Source organism: Streptomyces sp. NPDC111516 (assembly GCF_055635345.1).
This window is the reverse complement of the sequence record NZ_JBVKBV010000015.1, coordinates 88,286-106,587: the sequence shown is the minus strand read 5'-3', so window position 1 is coordinate 106,587 and position 18,302 is coordinate 88,286. Positions and strand designations below refer to the sequence as shown.

Genomic DNA, 18,302 nt, shown 5'->3' with positions numbered 1-18,302 from the left:
AACCCGTCGGCTCCGTACGGCCGGGCCGTACGGAGCACAGGTATCCGAGAAGTGAAGGAAAGGGAAAGCATGTTGCGTGTCTTCGCAGGCTGGCGAGAACATCTCGCTGTCCTGATGGTCTTGGTGGCGGTGTTCTCCGTGGCCCAGGCAACCACGGGTGCGACGCCGGCGAGTGCGGCCGGAATCAAGTGCCGCGACCTCGGCAATGGCCTGCTGTGCTCCAACGCTCGCTGGCCCCACGGCCAGCGCGAGGGGGGCTACATCGATGTCTGGTACGACAAGAAAGCAGGTCCGCCGGTCACGATCATCAACGTCGGCATCTTCACCCCAGGAGGCGCCAATACACATACGCTCAATAGGGATCTCTACCCGGGGCAGCGCGTCATGGAACATTTCTATTGGGGCCCATACGGCGGCCCGTTCTGCATCACGCCGTTTACCTGGACTGGCCCTGCGACGCGGCGCTTCGACGGCGTGCAGAACTGCTTCTGACGCAGCAATCGAGGGCACTCACCGGTCCCGTGCCACCAGGAGGGGCACCAGCATGGCGCGCCCCTCCTGGTGGCAATACAGCGTCCGGCGGGCCGTGCACACGGTCTGACCAGGTATAGCTCTCCTACCAGGGTGTTACCCATCAGGCACTGCACGGAGCAGACGCCGTGGCGGAACCTTCGGTGCGGCTCGTGAGCGGGCACTGTCACGTTGACTGACCGGGTGGGATGATCTCCGTGTTGATCATGCTGGGAAGGGGATCGCTGGTGGCGTCTGTGCCGCCGTCGTACAGGGGTCACCGGTACCCGGTCGAGGTGATCTCCCACTGCGTGTGGCTGTACTTCCGCTTCCCTCTGTCGTTCCGCGAGGTTGAGGAGCTGATGCTCCAGCGCGGCGTGATCGGAGCTTGTCCTTGGCTCCCGCAAGGCTGACACGCAGACCTTCGACTTCGCCGAGCCACCCCTCGCACTCCGCCTCGGCGATCCGGGCGATGAGGTTGTCGCGGATCTCGACCAACCGGTCACGCTGGGCAGGGTCGGGCCAGAGCATCGGGCAGCGCATGCAGGCTTCTCTGAACTAAGTAGCGGTTTCTCTTCCGAATTTGGTGTGCGAGTTTCCGCAGGTCAGGCATGGCGTCTGCGTTGTCGAGGCAGGCTTTGGCCGTCTTGTTCGTCTCAGGTGACGTGGAGGTGGCGGATGCCGTCGATGCGGGCAGTGCTCGAGCGCCGTGAGAAGGCCGCTTTGGTGCGGGTGGAGGAGCTGCGGGCCGAGTTCGAGCGCGTGCCGGCGGCTCTCGCCGAGGCGGAAGACTGCTGAACCGGCGGGTGATCGGCCTGGAAGAGTATCTCGAGGCGCTGGCCGTGCAGGACGAGCCCGCCGTGGCGGGGGCGTTGGGGCGGTCTGCGGCCGAGGCCCCGGTGGAGGAGCCGGTGCCGGTGGCCGGGCCGCGCAGGACGGTAGCCCGCCGTGAGGACGGGGTGCTGGTGGAGGTTCTCGGTCCGGACTACCGGCGGATCATGGCCGCTTTCGATGATGCGGGCGGTGAGGGTCTGACGGCGCGGCAGGTGCCCTGACCGGTAGTTAGGCGCGGCGGTCACCGTGCGGGGCGGGGTGCATGTGCGGGCCGCGATCGGTCAGGAGGGCTGACCGGCACGTCGGCCGAGAGCCCCAGGCCTTTCACGTAGAGGCGTCCGAGGGCAGCAGTCGGTCCAGGTAGGCGTCCAGCGCAGCCTCCAGTTCGGCCGCGGGCAAGGTGCCGGGCGCGCTGACGGCGTCGAACATGAGGCCGTCGACCACGGCGAGCAGCAGCCGCGCCTCCAGATCGGTATCGAGGGGCTGCTCCTCGGCAGGCTCCGGGCCGCCGGGCCCAGCGCCCTGGGACGCGGCCGCCGCGCCGAGCGCCTGCCGCAGTTCCGCGTGGATCGCAGCCAGCGTCTCCTTCTGCACGGCGGCGAGAGCCGGGGAGGTGGCGGCGCGGGCCCCGAAGGCGACGTAGACACGGCACTCGGCCAGCCGGGCCTCGTCCAGCGGGAGCAGTTCGCTCAGGGCCTTCCCCAGGGTCCGGCGCGGTTCGTGCCGCGCGTCGAGGCCCGCGAGGCGCGCGCGGGTGCGCTCCACGACCTGCCGGAAGGCGAAGACCAGCATGTCGTCCTTGGTGGCGAAGTGGTGCTGCACCGCGCCGATAGACACCCCGGCCGCAGAGGCCACCTCCCTCACGCTGACCTGGTCGAGCCCGCGCGTCGCGGTGATGCGGAGCAGGACGTCCGTCAATTCCTTCTGTCGCCGTTGTCCGATGTCACCCATGCGCCTACCATACAGTCGTATGGAACCATACACTCGTATGAACGGCCGCAGGGCGGCCGGATTGCTCACCGCAACGCTGGCCATGACAGGTGCGGTCTGGGCGTGGTGGTTCATCGATCCCACCGCGCCACGCGGTGTCCCGCTGCCACTGGCCCTCAGTGCGGCGCTCGCGGTCAATGTCCCGCTGACCCTCGCTCATGCGCGGTTCAAGCGCGCGGTGGTGGCACGCGTGCAGCGCTACCTCCTCAATCCGCCGATACGCCTGCTCCTGAGGCTGGGGCTGATGCCGTTCGGGTACGCGCTCCTGGAGACCCGTGGCCGGGTCAGCGGGCTGCCCCGGACCACTCCGGTCGGCAACGGCCGCGAGGGTGCGATGTTCTGGATCATCGCCGAGCATGGCGCGCAGGCGGGCTACGTCCGCAACATCCAGCACTGCCCCGACGTGCGTGTCAGACTCCGTCAGGGCTGGCGCTTCGCCTGGGTGGACGGCACCGCCCACGTCCTCCCGGACGACGACCCCTACGCGCGCCAGCGGCGCCTGAGCCGATGGCATCCCCTGCGCGCGCTGAACGCGGCGGTTGTGCGCGTCATGGGGACGGATTTGCTCACGGTCCGGATCGACCTGCACTGAGGCCGGAGCCCGGGGCGGCTCAGGATTCGGTGATGTTGGGGTCGGCGCCCTGCTGCTGCTCGTACCACTCGATCGCCAGGTCCGCCAGGCCCTGTGCAATCTTCTGGGTCGCCGGGACACCAGCCTGCTTCCAGGGCGCTGATCGTCGTGCGCAATACCGCGCGATCGAGCGCGCAGCGCTCCAAGAGCCGGCATTGCGAGAGAAGGCACTCTGCGGCTGTAAGGACATCAGGAGGGGCGAGAAGCTCCAGTGAGGCGTAACGGGTTTCTACCGGGATAGCGTGATTGGCCACGAGCGCCTGGCGTTCATCGTGATCGAGGCTCGGGAGTCGCTTCACCACACCTACCAGGGCATCGGAGACGCTCAGGAACTCCATGCACGCGCTGCCGAGTGCAATGTGCCGTTGCTGATCCCGATGGAGGAAGCTCTGGGTCTGTACCGCCGAGATGGCCGTGTCGGCCTGGATACGCCCGGCGAGGAGCGCGGCAGACGTTGCGCTTTCTGCGCTGCGCTTGGTCCACCATGCTGCGACTAAAGCAGTGGGAACGGAGAGAAGGGCTGCGACCGCACCCAAGTCGACCATGTCCATGGACCAATGCTGGGTGAACAAGACCTGCCATGAGGGCGGGTCGGGGCAAATTGATGAGACCGGACGTTTGTTCCCGCTCGTCCGGCTGTTGAGGCAGTCCATTTCGATGAGACGCCAGCAGCGTGTAGGGAGATCCTGAAACCTACCGCCAGGGCAGCGTGGCGGAAGCAGACGAGGATGCGTTAGCCACGATGCGGGCGGCAGGGGCGAAGTCTTGAAACTCACTGCGGTCATACCGCGCGCACGGGCTCACGCGGCGCCCGCAGGGCCAGTTCCATATCAGCGCCTTCGGCCGGCGGGCTTTTGACTACTGGGCCGCGCCTGGGGGAATGACCTGGGTCTGACGGCTTGGTGCGGTGATGCGGCGGGCGGAGGCCGAGGTGCCGAACAGGTACGTGAAACTCGCGGGTTCGGTCGCAGGCTGGGTCTGACCGAGCCGGATCTTGGGGTGCCTGGCGGTGCAGTTCTCTTGGAAAGCTTGCTGGTGGACCGCAGGCTTCACGTCAGGCGGTGAGGGTGGTCACGGGGGGGAGGGGGAGCATGATGGTCAGGGTGACCGCGTTGTGGACGTGGAGCTGGTCGGCTCCGTTCTGCTGTGCGATCGAGCGGGCGTCGATGGCGAGCTGCGCGTAGATGTGGGGTGCGGGGTCCTCGTCGAGGGCGAGGGCGAGCGGGCGGGCGATCTCCCGGGCGATCCATCCGAGGGAGACGCCCTGGTGCTGGATCTGGATGGCGTTCGGGTCGGCATCATTGCCGGGGTCGCGGACGACGTCGAGGGGCGTGCCGGCAGGCAGCTGCGCCAGGTAGGCATCGTTGCCGCTGTGGCGGATGCCGCGCAGGGGGCAGGTGAAGGTCCCGTTGCCGCTGAGGATCGCGGCTTGGGTGGCGCGGGGGCTGCGGCGTTCGGTGCTGCGGATGAGGAGGCGGGCGGTGTCGGGGTCGGTGAGTGTGGTGATTTCGTCGGTGGTGAGTTGGCTGAGCCAGTCGAGGAACTGCCGGAAGGTTGGCTCCGGGTAGGGGCAGTTGGCGGCGAGGGTGGTCGCGGTGGCGCGGTCGTGGATGCCGATGCTGGAGGCGTAGAAGGCGGCGGGGCTGCCGACCCCGTATTTGATCATGGCGGGGAGCGCGGCCAGGTGGCCCTCTGCGGGGACGCCGCGCCGGAGTTCGAGGAGCTGTAGCAGCGCGGAGACGACCCAGGCGAGGTCCTGGACGATGATCTTGTCGATCGCGCTGGTCGTCGCGGTGATGTCGGGGGTGAGTAGGTTGCCGTGGTGCGTCTGGTGGAGGTCGGCTGCCGGGAGGCCAGCGATCCAGTCGGTGGCCATGGGTATGAGCGCGGGGGCGGCGACCTTCTTCTGGCGGACGCTGCGTTGGACTTCGTGCACGTCGGCGGCGAGGCTCAGGATGAGATGTTGCAGGTGGGGCCAGTGCTGTCGGTGAGCAGTTCGGGTCGTACGTCGAGGACAGTTTGGATTTGCTCGGCGGCGGCGAGGGCGTCGATGCCGCCCTGGACGCTGAGGCCGGAGCGGACGATCGCGGCGCGTGTGGGTCGGTCGGGCAGGCGGTGGGCGATGGCGGTGACGCGGCGGGCGGAGAAGCGGGCCAGCGGGGCCAGGGACCATTCCTGAGCGCCGAGTTGGTGGCCTGCCAGCGTGTCGCCGAGCAGCGCCTGGGCTGCCTGCTCGAGGAGATGCTGGTCGGGGGTGTCGACGACTTCCTCGGCGAGCAGGGCGAGGAGTTGGATGTCCAGTCCCTCGGCCCACTCGGCCAGTTGCTCGCCGGTGGGGTCGGCCAGGTCGAGCGCGGTGAGGTCCTCGCCGGTCTCGGGCCGGTAGCCGAGGCGGGCGGTGACTACAGTAGCCGCATCACAACATCCGCTTGGTCACCCCATGAGAGCGACCACAGCCCGTCCTGCACCCGCTACCAGGACATCCACTCCGCGATTCCGCTGACGCCCACCCGCTGCCACCCCACCGCCCACTCACAAGTGGCGCCGCGCAGCCCCAGGCACCCCTGCAGAACGCTGGGTGCGGGGCTGCGCGGCTCACTTCACCGGGACTGCTCCCGTGACTCGTATGAGCCGCGGTGCAGTCGGATTACCGGCGCGGGCCGGGGTCGCTGATGCTCGGTCGCCCGTTCTCCAGGTGCTCGGCCCAGCGGCGGCGGAAGGCGGCGCCGTCCTGCGCCGTCACCGAGATGTCGTACCAGCGGGACCGGTCCCCGCCGACCGGCATCGTCAGCTCGATGGTGGCACCGGGGCGCACCCGCCGGAGGTCGTCGTTCGAGGCCCGGTAGGCATCGGCGACTCGTACGGTGCGGGTCTCCGAGCCGGTGTTGCTGATCTTGACCTGGACGGTTTCCTTGCGGTCGTGCGAGATCACGGCGCGCAGGCCGCCCTGGCCGGTGCCCTCGAACTCGTACAGGGAGCCATTGGGTCCGTACGCGGAGAGGTGGTAGGCGCCAGTGGCTCCGGTCATCCAGTAGTCGCTGAGCGTGTCCCCGGCGGAAACGGTGTAGGTGCGCGGTGCGGCCTCGGGCTGCGTACGGTCGTAGATGTACAGCGAGGCACCCGCGCTTCCGCGGTTGGCCAGGTCGAGCTGGAACCGGCCGGACTGGGTGTCGCTTTCGTTCACCAGCAGGTTGTACGGCAGCGCACGGGCGGGCCGGGTGCCGGGCTCCTGGGTCGGCATGCTCTGCGGCAGCGGGACCTGGAAGGCGTTGCCCGTGCCGGTGATCGGCGCGGGCACCTGGAAGGAGACCGGGGTCGGGTCCGCACCGGAGAAGTCCAGGGTGGAGGTCAGGTCACCGGCGATGGAACGGCGCCAGTCGCTGATGTAGGGCTCGTGGATGCCGAACCGCGCCTCCAGGAACTGCAGCACAGAGGTGTGGTCGAAGGTTTCGGAGCAGACATAGCCGCCGCGCGACCAGGGGGAGATGACAAACAGCGGCACTCGCGGGCCAAAACCGATCGGCTCCTTGCCCACCAGCTCGTCGTCGAGGCTTGCCACCAGGTCGCGGGAGACCATGCCCTGGCCGTTGGGGACGTTGGTGACCGGCGGCATGGGCGGCACGACGTGGTCGAAAAGACCGTCGTTCTCGTCGTAGTTGACGATGAAGACCGTGCGGCCCCACACCTCCGGGTTGGAGGTCAGCGCCTCCAGCACGAGGTTGATGTAGTAGGCGCCGTCGGTCGGCGAGGAGCTGGGGTGCTCGGAGTACTTGGCCGGCGGGACGATCCAGGTCACCTGCGGCAGCCGGCCCTGCTCGACGTCGGCGCGGAACTCCTTGAGCGTGTGGTTGGAGGCGCCCTTTTCCACCAGCGGGCCGGAGGCGCCCTCGGCGACCTGGTACCGCTCGAAGAACTCCAGCGAGTTGTCGGTGAAGTTGTCCGTGGGGCTGCCGGGTTCGCCGGTGCCGCCCTGGTACAGCTTCCAGCTGACCCCCGCTGCCTCCAGCCGCTCCGGGTAGGTGGTCCAGGTGTAGCCGTTGGTGTCGTTGCGCTCACCGAAGCCAGGGCCGTTGGGCTTGCGGCCGTAGGCATTGCGCAGATCGAGGGTGCCGGTCCAGAACATGACCCGGTTGGGCGCGGTGTCGGCGTGCACCGAGGTGAAGTAGGAGTCGCCGACGGTGAACGCCTCGGCCAGGGCGAAGTGGTAGAGCAGGTCCTGGCGCTTGAGGTAGCCCATGGTCAGGACGTCCTGCTTCGCCTCCACCCACTGGTCGTGGCGACCCAGGTTCACGGCCTGGTGGCCGCTGGTCCAGCCGTGGTCCGTGCCGGGCGTGTGCTCGGTGGTGCTGCTGGGGTCGAGGTACCAGGGGAGCACCTCGGTCTCGCTGTCCGGCAGGCCGCGCGACTTGTAGTGCGAGCTGTGCGTGGTGGCAGCCGGCTGGTGCCAGACGGACTTGCCGTTCGGCAGCAGGGCCGGGCGCGGGTCGCTGAAGCCGCGCACGCCGCGCAGGGTGCCGAAGTAGTGGTCGAAGGAACGGTTCTCCTGCATGAGGATCACCACGTGTTCGACGTCCTGGATCGAGCGGGTGCGCGAGATGGCGGGCAGGGCCATGGCCTTGCTGATCGCCGGGGGGAAGAGGTTGAGTCCGGCAGCCGCTGCGGAGGCGCCGCTCAGCTGAAGGAAGCGCCGACGGTCAAAGACAGACATCGATTATCAACTTTCTGTCGGAAGCGGAGTGGAGCGCCGCGCGTTGCCTCCCCTTTTGGGGGAGGCAACGCGCGGACGGTTGATCAGTGGTCGTTACCGCGCAGGTGGCGGGCGGCCAGTGCGTGGATCGTGCCGTCTTCCGTAAGGGCGAAGACGTAGTCACCGCTGACGGTGAGCGCCGAGGTCACGCCGGAGCCGAGGTTGTACTCGGTCAGTCGCTCGCCGGTGGCGCGGTCCAGGACGAGCAGGCGGCCGTCCCAGGTGCCCGCGTACACCAGGTCCTTGGTGACCCGGGCGTGCATCGTGGGCGATCCGGGGCCCTCTGTGCACCCCTGGGCGACCCGCCACTTGTCGTCCATCGGGCTCTTGCCGGGCAGGTAGCCGACCTTGGTCTGCCAGACCGGCTTGGACGGGTCGGCCGCGCTGGTGTCGTAGGCGCGGATGACGCCGTCGCGGTGCGCGATGTAGGCGATGTCGCCCCAGACTGCGGGGCTCGTCAGCGGAGCCATGCCGGGCTCGCAGACCCAGGGGTCGTACGACTCAGCGGTCTTCCACAGGACCTTGCCGGTCTTGAGGTCGTGCCCGCGGACACCGCTCTCGGTCACCGTCACCAGCTGCGGGTCCCCGTGGGCCGGATCGGTCAGGACCGGGGAGGAGTGGCTGCCGATGCCGCCTCCGGTGTCCGTCGACCACAGCTGTCGGCAGCCGACAAGGTCCATGGCGACCACCGAGTTGCTGGAACCGGTGTGCAGGTAGGCGATGTCGGAGCCGGGCTGGCGGATCGCCGTGCTGTGGAACTGGCCCCAGCTCGTCGCGCCGTTGAAGCCGCCCAGCAGTTCGCCGGTCTTGGCGTCACGGCACTGGACCCGGTCCCAGTCCTGGTAGACGGCGACCGTGCGATGCTCGGCGTTCAGGTCGAAGACGGTGACCGGACCACCAGCGCGCCCATAACGGCGGACGGTGTTGCCGTGCTGCTCCTCCCTTTCGATCTTCTGCCAGACGACGTGGCCGTCCTCGGCGTCCAGAGCGTAGATCCGGCCGACGGCGGTGGTCAGGTAGACCTTGCCGTCGTGGTAGGTCGGCGCCGACTCGGCGTCACCGTCCAGGTAGGTGCGCCAGATCTCGCGGCCGGACTTGATGTCGTAGGCCAGCATCATGTGGTGCGGCGAGTCGAACGCCCGGGAGGAGACGATCACCTTGCCGTCCGCGACGACCGAACCGTTGAGGTTGAACTGCTCGCCGGTGTTGGCCGCCCACTGCAGGTCGAGCTCGGCACCCGGGTTGTCGCCGCTGGCGGAGCGACCCGCCTCGTCGCGGCCCTGACGCAGCCAGTCCTGGCCGGTCTTCGGCTTGGCGATCTTGCCTTCGGGCACCACCGTGAAGGTGTTGGTGACGGTGGGCCACGCCTTGCCCCGGGTGTCGACCGCGGTCATCTCGGCCGTGTAGGTGTCCGGCTGCATGCCGGGGAGGTTGCTGCTGATCCGGGTCCAGGAGGTCCGGGCGGCCGGGCAGGGCTCCGGGGTGCCGCCGGGGGCGGTGTAGCAGTTCTCGATACCGGTCTTGCGGACCTTGCCGCCGAACTTCATCCGCTCCTTGTGCCAGCGGACCTGGCCGTGCGAGTCGCGGATGGTCAGCGAGGCCGTGGCCGGGGTGCGACCGGCGTCCTCGGTGTACAGCTCGATCGGTATTCCGGCGCTGTTGCCGTGCACACTGCCCTGGGCGGGGCTGACCAGCGCGACCGCGTCGCGGACGTCGAACTGGCGGTGGGTGCCCATCACATAGCCGGTGTCCTCGTTCTCCTTCGTGTTCGGGTCATCGTAGATGCCCTTGAAGTCGAGGATCTTGAAGTCCGGGTGGGAACCGTCGATGCCGTACTTGCCCTGGTTGTTGATCTCAACCGAGCGGTCGAAGGCGCCACGGCGGTACTCGGCCTGCTGGTTGTGGCCCGCGGCGAAGAGCCGCACGTCGTACTTGGACAGCTCGTCGACGGTCGGCTGCATGCCGGCGCCTGGACCCCACTGGGTGAACAGCGAGCGGTGTGCGAAGACCAGCACCTGCTTGCCGACGGCGTGGCGCTTGAGGTCCTCGCGCAGCCACTCCAGCTGCGGCTTCAGGCCACTGGAGTCGTAGTTGTCCTCAAGGACGACGATGTGACGGCCATTGCGGTCGAAGCTGTACCACTCCGGGCCCATGTTCCGGCGCCAGTACTCCATACTGCCTGCATAGCCCCTGGAGTCGGCGGCGCCACCGAAGTCGTGGTTGCCGATCACCGGGTAGAAGGGCATGCCCAGCTTGCCGTCGACCAGGCCCTTGTGCAGGAGGTCGTAGCCACCCTGCCGGCGGGACTCCGGGGCGTAGTCGGTGACCGTCAGGTCGCCGGTCGCGATCGTCATCGTGGCGCCGTCGACCAGGCCCATCGCCTCGACCTGGCCGGTCCACTCCGGCAGCGTTTGGAACGCATGGACGTCACCGACGTTGGCCACCTCGCCGTCGGAGTCCATGATCCACTTTTCGGTGGGGTTCGCGGCGTTCTTGTCCGGCACCAAGGCGAAGTCGATGCCGGAGCCCCCGTTCTCGGGCACCTTGTGGAAGTACTCCGGGACGTAGTCGTCGCGAAGGACAGGGGTGTAGCCGTTCGGGGAGACGATGCTGATGAGGTCCGTCTCCCGGCGGGCCGGGTCCATCTGCACGCTGTACGAGCCGTCGGGGCCGGTCGTGGTCCAGACGGAGCCGTCGGTGACGTCGACCCCGGCCATCGGAGCCTCACCCGGGTCGCGCTTGCCGTTGCCGTTGGTGTCCTCAAAGACCGTGCCGGTGACGGTGACCGTATTCGCGGCCGCCGCTGCGTCCTCGAGCATCGGCGCCGCCGCGGCCACCTGGGGAACCAGGCAGGACAGCGCCACCGCGCCGACGGTGGCCAGCTTGACCCGCTTGCGGCTGGCGACCTTGGCGGCCAGCTGAGCGAGCTGGAGCCGCCCGGTGCGGATCTGCCACACCGCGAACAGCAGCGCGGCGGCCAGCGTGACGCCGAGCGCCACCACGGCCCACGGGAAGGTGGGAAGCGCGTGGGCACCCGAAGCGTCGACAACGGGGGTGGCCGCGTTGGCGTCGACGGTGGTGCCGTCAAACTCCGTGACGACCTGGGTCATCCCGCCCTGCTTCAGCATGGCGCTCAGGTCGACCTTGTCGACGTGGCAGTTCCACGCGAGCTCGACCACGACGCCGCCGGGGACGCCGCCGGCGTCTCCGGCGACGCCGGAGCCGGTGGCGGGGCAGCTCGACGTGCTCAGCAGACGCGAGGCCCAGGCGCCCGCGTTCTGCGGTGACACCACGTCATGGTGGACGATCAGCCGCCCACTGGTGACATCGGCCTTGGTGGAGACGACGAGTTCGCCGTGCTCCGGCGACACATGCGCCGCGGCGGGCTGCGCACAGAAGCCCAGTATGGAAAAGAGCAACGCAAGGCCAAGCCCTGCTGCTCTGCTGAGGAATCTCATGGGCAAGGAAACTAGCTTGGCCGGACAACTTTCCGGTCCTGGAACGTAAGGTCTTCATCGAACGGTCCGTGGGAATTCATGCGGGGCCCATGGCGGCGCCGCCCGCCCTGCATCCAGCAGGTGCCTGCCCTGCCATGACGCCGCATCTACGCCGGGTGTGACACACACCGGGCCAGAAAGCCCGGTCGTGTCCCTTCTCGTGGTGTAGCCGATCATCTGAGGTTGATCCCCGGGAGTGGACACCGGGTTTCATGCGACGAGTGGCAGCGTACGTGATGTGGTCAGTTGTTGTTCGAAATCGGCTGGTGTGAGGTAGCCGAGCGCGGAGTGGCGACGGTGCTGGTTGTAGTACGACAGCCAGCGGAACAGCTCGAGCCGGGTCTGTGTCTTCGAGGTCGTGGAGCAACTCGCGCTTGAGGCCCTGGAAGAACGACTCGGCGAGGGCGTTGTCGTAGCTGGAGCCGACCCGGCCCATGCTGCGGCGGATGCCGTGCCGGCGGCAGACGTTGGCGAAGGCTGCCGCGCTGTACTGACCAAGTTCTCCGCCGTTACCGCCTCCACCAGCTACTGGCGGCGGACCTCACGGCCCGTGGGCCGGCGGCTGCGGTGCTTGTAGAACCACGACTCGCTCACGCCCAGGGCGCGGCAGGAGACGCGGTGCGGGATGCCGTGCATGGTCCTTTGGTCGCCGATCGCCCCGACAACGGACGCCGGGTCCGCCACAGCTACTTCGCCCACAGGACCATGCAGCGTTTGAGGACATCACGCTCCATCGCGAGTTACTCGTTGTCCCGTTTAAGCTGGGCGTTCTCCCGCCGCAGCCGCCCCAGCTCGTCATTCCCGCCTCCCGGCCGGGACACTTTGAGCGGCAGGCGGTGTCCGCCAAACACAAAAGCGGCCCCGCCGCCCGGATTGAGGTCCGGGCCGCAGGGCCGCTTCGTGTGTGGTCAGGCACTCAGGTCGATGTCGGGTGGGAGGTCACACCGAGCAAGGGCGTGGCGGCCGCAGCATCGGGAGCGAGCGGTCACGGGCGCGGGCCCCGGCAGCGCCCCGGCGCTCAGCACGGGCCCTCCTGGAGCAGGCCGCCGAGACCCGACCCTTGTCTTGACGCGAACCCACGGGTCCATCCCCCAGAATCAAGGCAGTGGACCCTCCGGTTCGCGCTGAAGACCCTTCAGTTTCCATGAACTCGCGGGCCTCTCGGCCCCGGACTCCTATCTCTGGCCCTAGCCGCAAAGTAGCGGTCAGGGCTTCGCGGGCGCAGTTCCCTTGGGCTGCCGCGGCACGGTCTTCTCGCGGTCGAGGTGGCCGTAGACCGTGGAGCGGGGCACGCCGAACAGATCGGCGATCTGCTGGACGGTCTTGTCCCGGGCGTCGTAGAGCTGCTGGGCCAGCGCAGCTTGATCCTCGGTGAGACTGGGGCGCCGGCCGCCCTTGCGGCCGCGGGCCCGTGCGGCGGCCAGGCCGTCCATCGTGTTGGCCACGATGAGCTCGCGCTGGAGCTCGGCCAGTACCGACAGCATGCCGAACATGGCGCGACCCTCGACGGTGGAGGTGTCGATGCCCTGCTCGATCACGTGCAGGCCGATGCCTCGGCAGTTTGGAGCCGAGGGTCACCAGGTGGAGGACGGAGCGGGAGAGCCGGTCCAGCCGGGTGATCTTCAGCGTGTCGCCGGGGCGAAGCAGCTGCAGTACGAGGTCGAGCTTCGGGCGGGACGCCTTCGCGCCGCTCGCGGTGTCGAGGTGGATGTCGCTGCGCTCCACCGTGCCGCAGGAACGCATCGATCTGATGATCGGGATTCTGGTCCGCGGTCGAGACCCGCACGTAGCCGTTTGGCGACACTTCGGGCGAGGCACCGAACAGGCACTCACCGCGTATGGCAGGGCAATGGCGGTTCGGCCAGATGATTCGGACTCATGCCCTCGTCACAGACCGAGGATGGTGACGAGGCGGCCGGGGAGTTGGGCGTCGATGGGCAGTCCGGTGACGAGCTGGCGGTAGAAGACTGCCCCGGCCAGGGCGTCCATGAACAGGTCGATGTCGGTGTCGGCGGGTAGGTCGCCGCGGTCGATTCCGCGGCGGATCACCGCGGCGCAGTTCGCGCGGCGTTCGGTGAGGAATGCCGCGCGGAATGCGTCCAGGGCTCCGGGGCGGCCAGTGAGGTCGGCGATCAGGGCCGGTATGGCCGTACCGGCGGGGGTCGCGGTGTAGTTGGCGATGGTGCCGCACAGCCAGGTGGTCAGGTCCTCGCGGGTGTTGCCGGTGTCCGGCAGCGGACCGGTGTCCATGCGGGAGGCCAGGGCGTCCGCCACCAGTGCGGCCTTGTCCGGCCACCACCGGTACAGGGTGCTCTTGTGTACGCCCGAGGCGCTTGCCACGCCTTCGACGGTCAGCCGTGCGTACCCGGTCTGGGTGAGCAGCGCGAGCGTTGCGTCGAGTACCTGGCCACGGCTCCGGGGGCCCTTGGTGTCGGCGGGGGAAGGGGTGGGCGCGGGCGGGCGCGCCTGGGACCTGGTGCTGTGGCGGGATGCGGTCATGTCGTCCACCATGCCACAATGCGACGCGACGTCGCGTCGCATATGGAGGTCTGATGCGCTTCGCAGTCTTCGCCGGATCCGCCGCCGGCCACCGCACCGAGCACGCCGCTCTGGCAGCCGAGCTGGGTACCGCCCTGGCCCGCAAGGGGATCGGCATCGTCTACGGAGGCGGCCGGGTCGGGCTGATGGGCGCGCTGGCCGACGCGGCGCTCGCCGCCCGTGGCGAGGTCATCGGGGTCATGCCGAGGGACTTGGTGGACAAGGAAATCGCCCATCGCGGTCTGACCCGCCTGCACGTGGTGGAGAACATGCACCAGCGCAAGGCCGTCATGGCTGAGGCGGCCAACGCGTTCATTGCTCTTCCCGGCGGCGCCGGCACCCTTGAGGAACTGTTCGAGGCGTGGACTTGGCAGCAGCTCGGACTGCACTCCAAGCCGGTCGCCCTGCTCGGTCCGCCCGGCTTCTGGCAGCCGCTGACCGATCTTACCGACCACCTTGCCGACAACGGCTTTATCCGCCCGGTCCACCGGGATCTGATCAGCGCCGAAGATCCTTACGTCCTGCTCGACGCCCTGGACCGGTGGCAACCACCGGCGGCCAAGTGGTCGGCCCCGCCGACCCCGGCAACAAGTGCCGCGGAGCGGATGGACGATGCGCTCCTCGATTCCGTGGGCTGGATCTGTGTCCGCGACCAGCACCTGCTGGCTGTCCGCACCCGCGGCAAGGACGCCTTCTACCTCCCCGGAGGCAAGCTCGAACCCGGCGAGACTCCGCCGCAAGCCTTGGCTCGGGAGCTACGCGAGGAGCTCGGCCTGGCCTGCACCCCTGAGCAGCTCACCCACGTCCGCACGGTCGAGGCGCCCGCCCACGGCCGTCCCGGCGTCCGGCTGCGCATGCACTGCTACACCGGCCCTGCCGAGGGCACGCCGACTCCGGGGGCGGAGATCGCGGAACTCGCTTGGCTCACCGCCGCCGACGAAGACCGATGTGCACCCGCAGTGCGGGAGCTCATGGTCTGCCTCGACCACGCGTACTTGCGATGATCAGCGGCCATTACGCGGCCGACTCCGCGCTGCTGGAACTGGAAGCGCTGCGATGACGGGCACATCCATGAAGGGCCGTGAGCCGGTCGTCGGTGTCGGGGCCATCTTGGTGCGGTCCGACGGCGCTGTGCTGATCGGCCACCGGATCAAGCGAGGAGAGACCGCGTCCTGGTGCCTGCCCGGTGGGCGTGTCGAGGCGGGTGAGTCCTTTGAGGTCGCTGCCGTTCGGGAGATCGCCGAGGAGAGCGGCATTCGGGAGGTAACTCAAGCCCGGGTGTCCGCCGTCGCACTCCACACCGACGCGGACCGGACCCAGGTGACCGCAGGCGTAGTGGCACGGTCGGCGGACGGGACTGCCGTAGCGGCCATCGCAGAGCCCGAGGTCTTCGACCGCTGGGTATGGGCCCCGCCCGAAGAGCTCCCCGTTCCGCTGTTCCCCGCGAGCGCTGCGCTGCTCGCCGCCTGGCAGGCAAAGCCCGTACCCGACGGGTGGACGGTGTATCCAACGGCCGACGCCGTGGTGCTTCGGGGGGAAGGACAGTGAGCCGCCTCCATGTCTTCGACATGGACGGCACCTTGCTGCGTGGCACCACCGCGAGCCTGGAGATCGCACGCCGCCTGGGCTGTCTACCCGACCTGCTCCGGCTGGAGGCGGACCTCGCGGTCGGCACGGTCGACACCCGGGGTTTCGCGGCGGGAGTCTGCCGGCTGTGGCAGGAGCTGACCCCCGAGCTCGCGGCGGACGTCTTCGCACGGGCGCCCTGGATCGACGGGCTGGCGCACGTGCTCGCGGACATCCGCCGCCGCGGTGAGCGGTCGATCGTGGTGACCATGTCCCCGGACTTCTTCGCGAACCGGCTGCGGACGTACGGGGTCGATGAGGTGGCGGCCTCCCGCTTTCCCTCATTGCCGTTTCGCACCGCGCCCGATCCCGTGGGGATTCTCACGCCCGCGGACAAGGTCACGGCCGTGGACCGGGTCCGTACGGCGCTGGGACTCGGCCGGGACGCGTGCATCGCCTATGGGGACTCCGGTTCGGACATCCCCCTGTTCCGGGAGCTGAGCCACACCGTGGCCGTGAACGCCGATGGCGCCCTTCGCGACCTCGCCCGCCACCAGTACGACGGTGACGATTTGCGGGTGGCCTACCGGATCGCCCGGGCGCAGTCACCCGAGCGTGGCGGGCTGCCCTCCCCCCACTTTGAGGTGCGTCAGTGACCACCAGTTCTCCGGCAGTTCTCGCCTCAGCCCACGGGATCACCCGACCGGCTCAACGAACCGGTGGCCCCGGAGCAACGGGCGATCTGACGAACACAAGGCGCTGGCTACCTTGCGGCTGGGGTCAGAGATAGGAGTCTGGCGCCTCCTGCACGGGGTCGTTGGGTGAGATATGCACCTCCTCCCCGACCCTGAATCCCACACCATCCATGTCCGGCCACCACCGCAATGCACGTTGCCGGGCACCGACACTCGGGCGAACCTGCCCGCGCCGACGCGGAAACCGCCAGCGACGTGGCCCGCCAGGGGCTCGCCGCCTGGACCCAGGGTGACCGTGCTGCTGCCCGCGCCTTGGCCGATGTCGCCCGCGTCTACGCCTGTCTTGCCAACACGGCCGCATGTATGGACCTGGCTGCCGCTGAGCTGAGGGCGGGTGCCGCACGAGCCGAAGCTGCCGCTGAGGCCGCAGACGACTATGCCCGGCTCACCCCGCGTCAGCGCTCGGCACGCCGGGTGGCACGCATGCTCCTTGCCGCACAACCGAACCTGCCGGTCGACAAAATCGACCACGAGGCCGTGCCACTGACTACGATCACGGAGCGGCTGGGCATCTCCCAGACCACTGCTGGCGAGATCCGCAAAGAGGCGATGACTCTGCTGCTGTCCGGCTACGGCCACCAAGACGCCACCGCCGACGCGGCCTACGAACCCGTGGGCAAGGGCTGACCAACCGCAGCACCCGCGCCAGCCGCGACCTCAGCTGGCCTCGCGAGGGCTGTCACCATCCCGATCCGCTTCCTCGGTCACCACGAGGGCATCTGGCACCTGCCGCTTGAAGCGCGCCAGGACGACATCCTCGGCTTCATAGCGCCGACCGCCGCAGACCGGGTCGCTGACACCTCCCGTATCGACGGCGTCCCTGCCGGCCGACCTTGACCTCACTGGGTGCTGCTCAGAGCAGCGGCACCCAGCCGCAGAAGGCATGGCCGGCAACCACGGCGGGGGCCAGGGTGTGGCACGTTCAGCTGTCGGCGTCGCGGGTTCGCAGGTTCAGTCGAGCAGGTCGTACTCTCCGGGCGTCCAGTCGGCAAAGAGAGTGAGCGCCTTCTCCTTCTCTGTCCGTTCAGGCGTGGTGCCAGTGGCCGGCCACCAGTTCTCCACGTGGTGGGCGTCGACAAGGACGGATTCGCGGTACCCGCCGAAGTCGCCGGGGTCTTCGGCGACACCAATGTGAATGGGGGTGTCGTCAGGCAGGTCCTTGAGTGCTGCGCAGAGCTGCGCGGCGTTCCATACCTGCGGGGCGTGGTCAAAGACGTCGGTCATGCGCACAGAGTGCCGAACCATGCGGTGTTGCTGGTGGAGACACGGCTGTACCCCGGGCCAGAGCGCTGATCCGGGGTACAGGGGGCTGGGGTGAAGCAGGCCGAGCCGGTGGATACCGTACCGGGCGGCCGCGCGGTCAGTCCGCGTCAGGGAGGGCCCAGCCGTCGGGCCAGCGGTGTCGGCTCTCGCCTACGGACGTGGCCAGGTGGCGGGGACGCTTCCGCCCGGCCGGGGCGCGGGCCAGCGGTGCTGGACGCAGCCGATGCCCAGGCCGACGAGGACCAGGAGCAGGATGCTCGCCCGGGGACACACGTAGACGTGCAGGACCCGCTAGCCCAGGGTGAACCACAGCCCGGTGGCGACGCTCTCGACGTAGTGGCGGCGCCACCGCCCCGCGGCCTTAAGGATCAGGGGCCGCTGTGCGCTGCTGAGGGCCCCACGGCTGGGTAGCTGGGTGCTGCTGACGAGCCGCGGTGATCCGCTCATGTCTACACCGGCTGCCTGAGGTTGGTCGCCTTCTTGCCGGCCGTTGCCGTCTCGTGGGGCTGCTTCGCCTCCGCGTTCTGCTTGCGGTCCTGCTTGCTGGGCTTCGTGTCTGCCTTGGTCTGTGTGGTCTTGGCGGCCTGTTCGCGGAGTTGGCGGGTTCGTTCGGTGACGCAGGTGTCGTAGCCGCCGCACTCCTTGCGCGCCCGCTGGTAGAGCGGGTCCTTGCTGGACTTTTCCGCTGCGGCCTTGGTGTGATCGAGCACCTTCTGATGCTCGATCAGCTTGGGGCCGATGTCCCGCGTGGCGCCCTGGGTGAATCCCTTGGACGTGTCGAAACCACGAATGAGGTTTTCGAACGGATCGTCGTCCTTGATCTGGTGGTAGTCGTCGATGATGCGCTTACGCAGCGCGTCGTCCGCGAGCGCCTTCTTCAGGAGCTGTTCGTGTTTGTTGTCGAGGCCTTCCGCGTAGGCCTGCCCGGCCAGGTCACCGAGCATCTCGGTCATTCCGGTGCCTTGCCCGCG

General features: G+C 68.7%; 18 protein-coding genes and 2 pseudogenes. 8 read left to right on the top strand and 12 right to left on the bottom strand.

Annotated features, from left to right (window positions below; genetic code table 11):
* Positions 1–69: 69 nt before the first annotated feature.
* A complete protein-coding gene (locus ACZ7L9_RS25635) occupies positions 70–492 on the top strand; it encodes a hypothetical protein (protein WP_471418551.1) in 423 nt (140 codons plus the stop codon).
* Positions 493–1,316: 824 nt separating this feature from the next.
* Positions 1,317–1,565: a hypothetical protein gene (locus tag ACZ7L9_RS25630; RefSeq protein WP_471418549.1), complete on the top strand. Its 249-nt coding sequence runs from the start codon at positions 1,317–1,319 to the stop codon at positions 1,563–1,565.
* Between the two features lie 103 nt (positions 1,566–1,668).
* Here the strand turns inward: ACZ7L9_RS25630 and ACZ7L9_RS25625 are convergent, their stop codons facing one another.
* A complete protein-coding gene (locus ACZ7L9_RS25625; protein WP_471418547.1) occupies positions 1,669–2,295 on the bottom strand; it encodes a TetR/AcrR family transcriptional regulator in 627 nt (208 codons plus the stop codon).
* A gap of 19 nt (positions 2,296–2,314) precedes the next feature.
* Here ACZ7L9_RS25625 and ACZ7L9_RS25620 point away from each other — a divergent pair, with 19 nt between their 5' ends.
* Positions 2,315–2,926, top strand: coding sequence for a nitroreductase/quinone reductase family protein (locus ACZ7L9_RS25620; RefSeq protein ID WP_471418545.1), 612 nt, complete (start codon positions 2,315–2,317; stop codon positions 2,924–2,926).
* A gap of 1,093 nt (positions 2,927–4,019) precedes the next feature.
* On the opposite strand, the gene ACZ7L9_RS25615 is transcribed toward ACZ7L9_RS25620, so the two are convergent.
* Positions 4,020–4,901, bottom strand: coding sequence for an HIRAN domain-containing protein (locus ACZ7L9_RS25615; protein ID WP_471418543.1), 882 nt, complete (start codon positions 4,899–4,901; stop codon positions 4,020–4,022).
* Between the two features lie 83 nt (positions 4,902–4,984).
* Here ACZ7L9_RS25615 and ACZ7L9_RS25610 point away from each other — a divergent pair, with 83 nt between their 5' ends.
* Entirely contained in the window at positions 4,985–5,638 is a 654-nt protein-coding gene (locus ACZ7L9_RS25610) for a hypothetical protein (RefSeq protein WP_471418541.1), read from the top strand.
* Here ACZ7L9_RS25610 and ACZ7L9_RS25605 read toward each other — a convergent pair.
* The 7 genes and pseudogenes from ACZ7L9_RS25605 to ACZ7L9_RS25575 all read right to left on the bottom strand — a co-directional run bounded on the left by ACZ7L9_RS25605 (position 5,613) and on the right by ACZ7L9_RS25575 (position 13,708).
* Entirely contained in the window at positions 5,613–7,673 is a 2,061-nt protein-coding gene (locus ACZ7L9_RS25605) for a phosphocholine-specific phospholipase C (RefSeq protein WP_471418538.1), read from the bottom strand. The genes ACZ7L9_RS25610 and ACZ7L9_RS25605 overlap by 26 nt on opposite strands.
* 83 nt (positions 7,674–7,756) lie before the next feature.
* Positions 7,757–11,131 carry an outer membrane protein assembly factor BamB family protein gene (locus tag ACZ7L9_RS25600; protein ID WP_471418537.1) on the bottom strand — a complete coding sequence of 1,125 codons (3,375 nt, stop codon included), beginning with the start codon at positions 11,129–11,131 and terminating at the stop codon, positions 7,757–7,759.
* Between the two features lie 288 nt (positions 11,132–11,419).
* Positions 11,420–11,729 (bottom strand): annotated as a pseudogene (locus tag ACZ7L9_RS25595) (integrase core domain-containing protein); the annotation flags it as partial.
* A 5-nt stretch (positions 11,730–11,734) separates the two neighbouring features.
* Positions 11,735–11,908 (bottom strand): hypothetical protein, encoded by a 174-nt coding sequence (locus tag ACZ7L9_RS25590; protein ID WP_471418535.1) that lies wholly within the window; start codon positions 11,906–11,908, stop codon positions 11,735–11,737.
* A gap of 506 nt (positions 11,909–12,414) precedes the next feature.
* A complete protein-coding gene (locus ACZ7L9_RS25585; protein WP_471418693.1) occupies positions 12,415–12,642 on the bottom strand; it encodes a helix-turn-helix domain-containing protein in 228 nt (75 codons plus the stop codon).
* A gap of 24 nt (positions 12,643–12,666) precedes the next feature.
* Positions 12,667–12,952, bottom strand: a pseudogene (locus ACZ7L9_RS25580) (recombinase family protein); the annotation flags it as partial.
* A 144-nt stretch (positions 12,953–13,096) separates the two neighbouring features.
* Positions 13,097–13,708 (bottom strand): TetR/AcrR family transcriptional regulator, encoded by a 612-nt coding sequence (locus tag ACZ7L9_RS25575; protein ID WP_471418533.1) that lies wholly within the window; start codon positions 13,706–13,708, stop codon positions 13,097–13,099.
* A gap of 53 nt (positions 13,709–13,761) precedes the next feature.
* Here ACZ7L9_RS25575 and ACZ7L9_RS25570 point away from each other — a divergent pair, with 53 nt between their 5' ends.
* The 4 genes from ACZ7L9_RS25570 to ACZ7L9_RS25555 all read left to right on the top strand — a co-directional run bounded on the left by ACZ7L9_RS25570 (position 13,762) and on the right by ACZ7L9_RS25555 (position 16,695).
* Positions 13,762–14,751 carry a TIGR00730 family Rossman fold protein gene (locus ACZ7L9_RS25570; RefSeq protein ID WP_471418530.1) on the top strand — a complete coding sequence of 330 codons (990 nt, stop codon included), beginning with the start codon at positions 13,762–13,764 and terminating at the stop codon, positions 14,749–14,751.
* A 52-nt stretch (positions 14,752–14,803) separates the two neighbouring features.
* On the top strand, positions 14,804–15,295 hold the full coding sequence (locus ACZ7L9_RS25565; RefSeq protein ID WP_471418528.1) for a nucleotide triphosphate diphosphatase NUDT15: 492 nt from the start codon (positions 14,804–14,806) through the stop codon (positions 15,293–15,295).
* On the top strand, positions 15,292–15,969 hold the full coding sequence (locus tag ACZ7L9_RS25560) for an HAD family hydrolase (RefSeq protein ID WP_471418526.1): 678 nt from the start codon (positions 15,292–15,294) through the stop codon (positions 15,967–15,969). Before ACZ7L9_RS25565 ends, ACZ7L9_RS25560 begins: the two co-directional genes overlap by 4 nt.
* Positions 15,970–16,263: 294 nt before the next feature.
* A complete protein-coding gene (locus tag ACZ7L9_RS25555; protein ID WP_471418525.1) occupies positions 16,264–16,695 on the top strand; it encodes a hypothetical protein in 432 nt (143 codons plus the stop codon).
* A gap of 324 nt (positions 16,696–17,019) precedes the next feature.
* Here ACZ7L9_RS25555 and ACZ7L9_RS25550 read toward each other — a convergent pair whose 3' ends face one another.
* The 3 genes from ACZ7L9_RS25550 to ACZ7L9_RS25540 form a co-directional block, all read right to left on the bottom strand.
* Positions 17,020–17,292, bottom strand: a complete 273-nt coding sequence (locus ACZ7L9_RS25550; RefSeq protein ID WP_471418522.1) for a DUF6225 family protein — start codon at positions 17,290–17,292, stop codon at positions 17,020–17,022.
* Between the two features lie 330 nt (positions 17,293–17,622).
* Complete coding sequence (locus ACZ7L9_RS25545; protein WP_471418520.1) at positions 17,623–17,778, bottom strand: hypothetical protein; 156 nt, start codon at positions 17,776–17,778, stop codon at positions 17,623–17,625.
* A 2-nt stretch (positions 17,779–17,780) separates the two neighbouring features.
* The gene (locus tag ACZ7L9_RS25540; protein WP_471418518.1) at positions 17,781–18,284 is read right to left on the bottom strand and encodes a hypothetical protein; all 504 of its coding nucleotides are present in this window, start codon (positions 18,282–18,284) and stop codon (positions 17,781–17,783) included.
* Between the last annotated feature and the right edge of the window lie 18 nt (positions 18,285–18,302).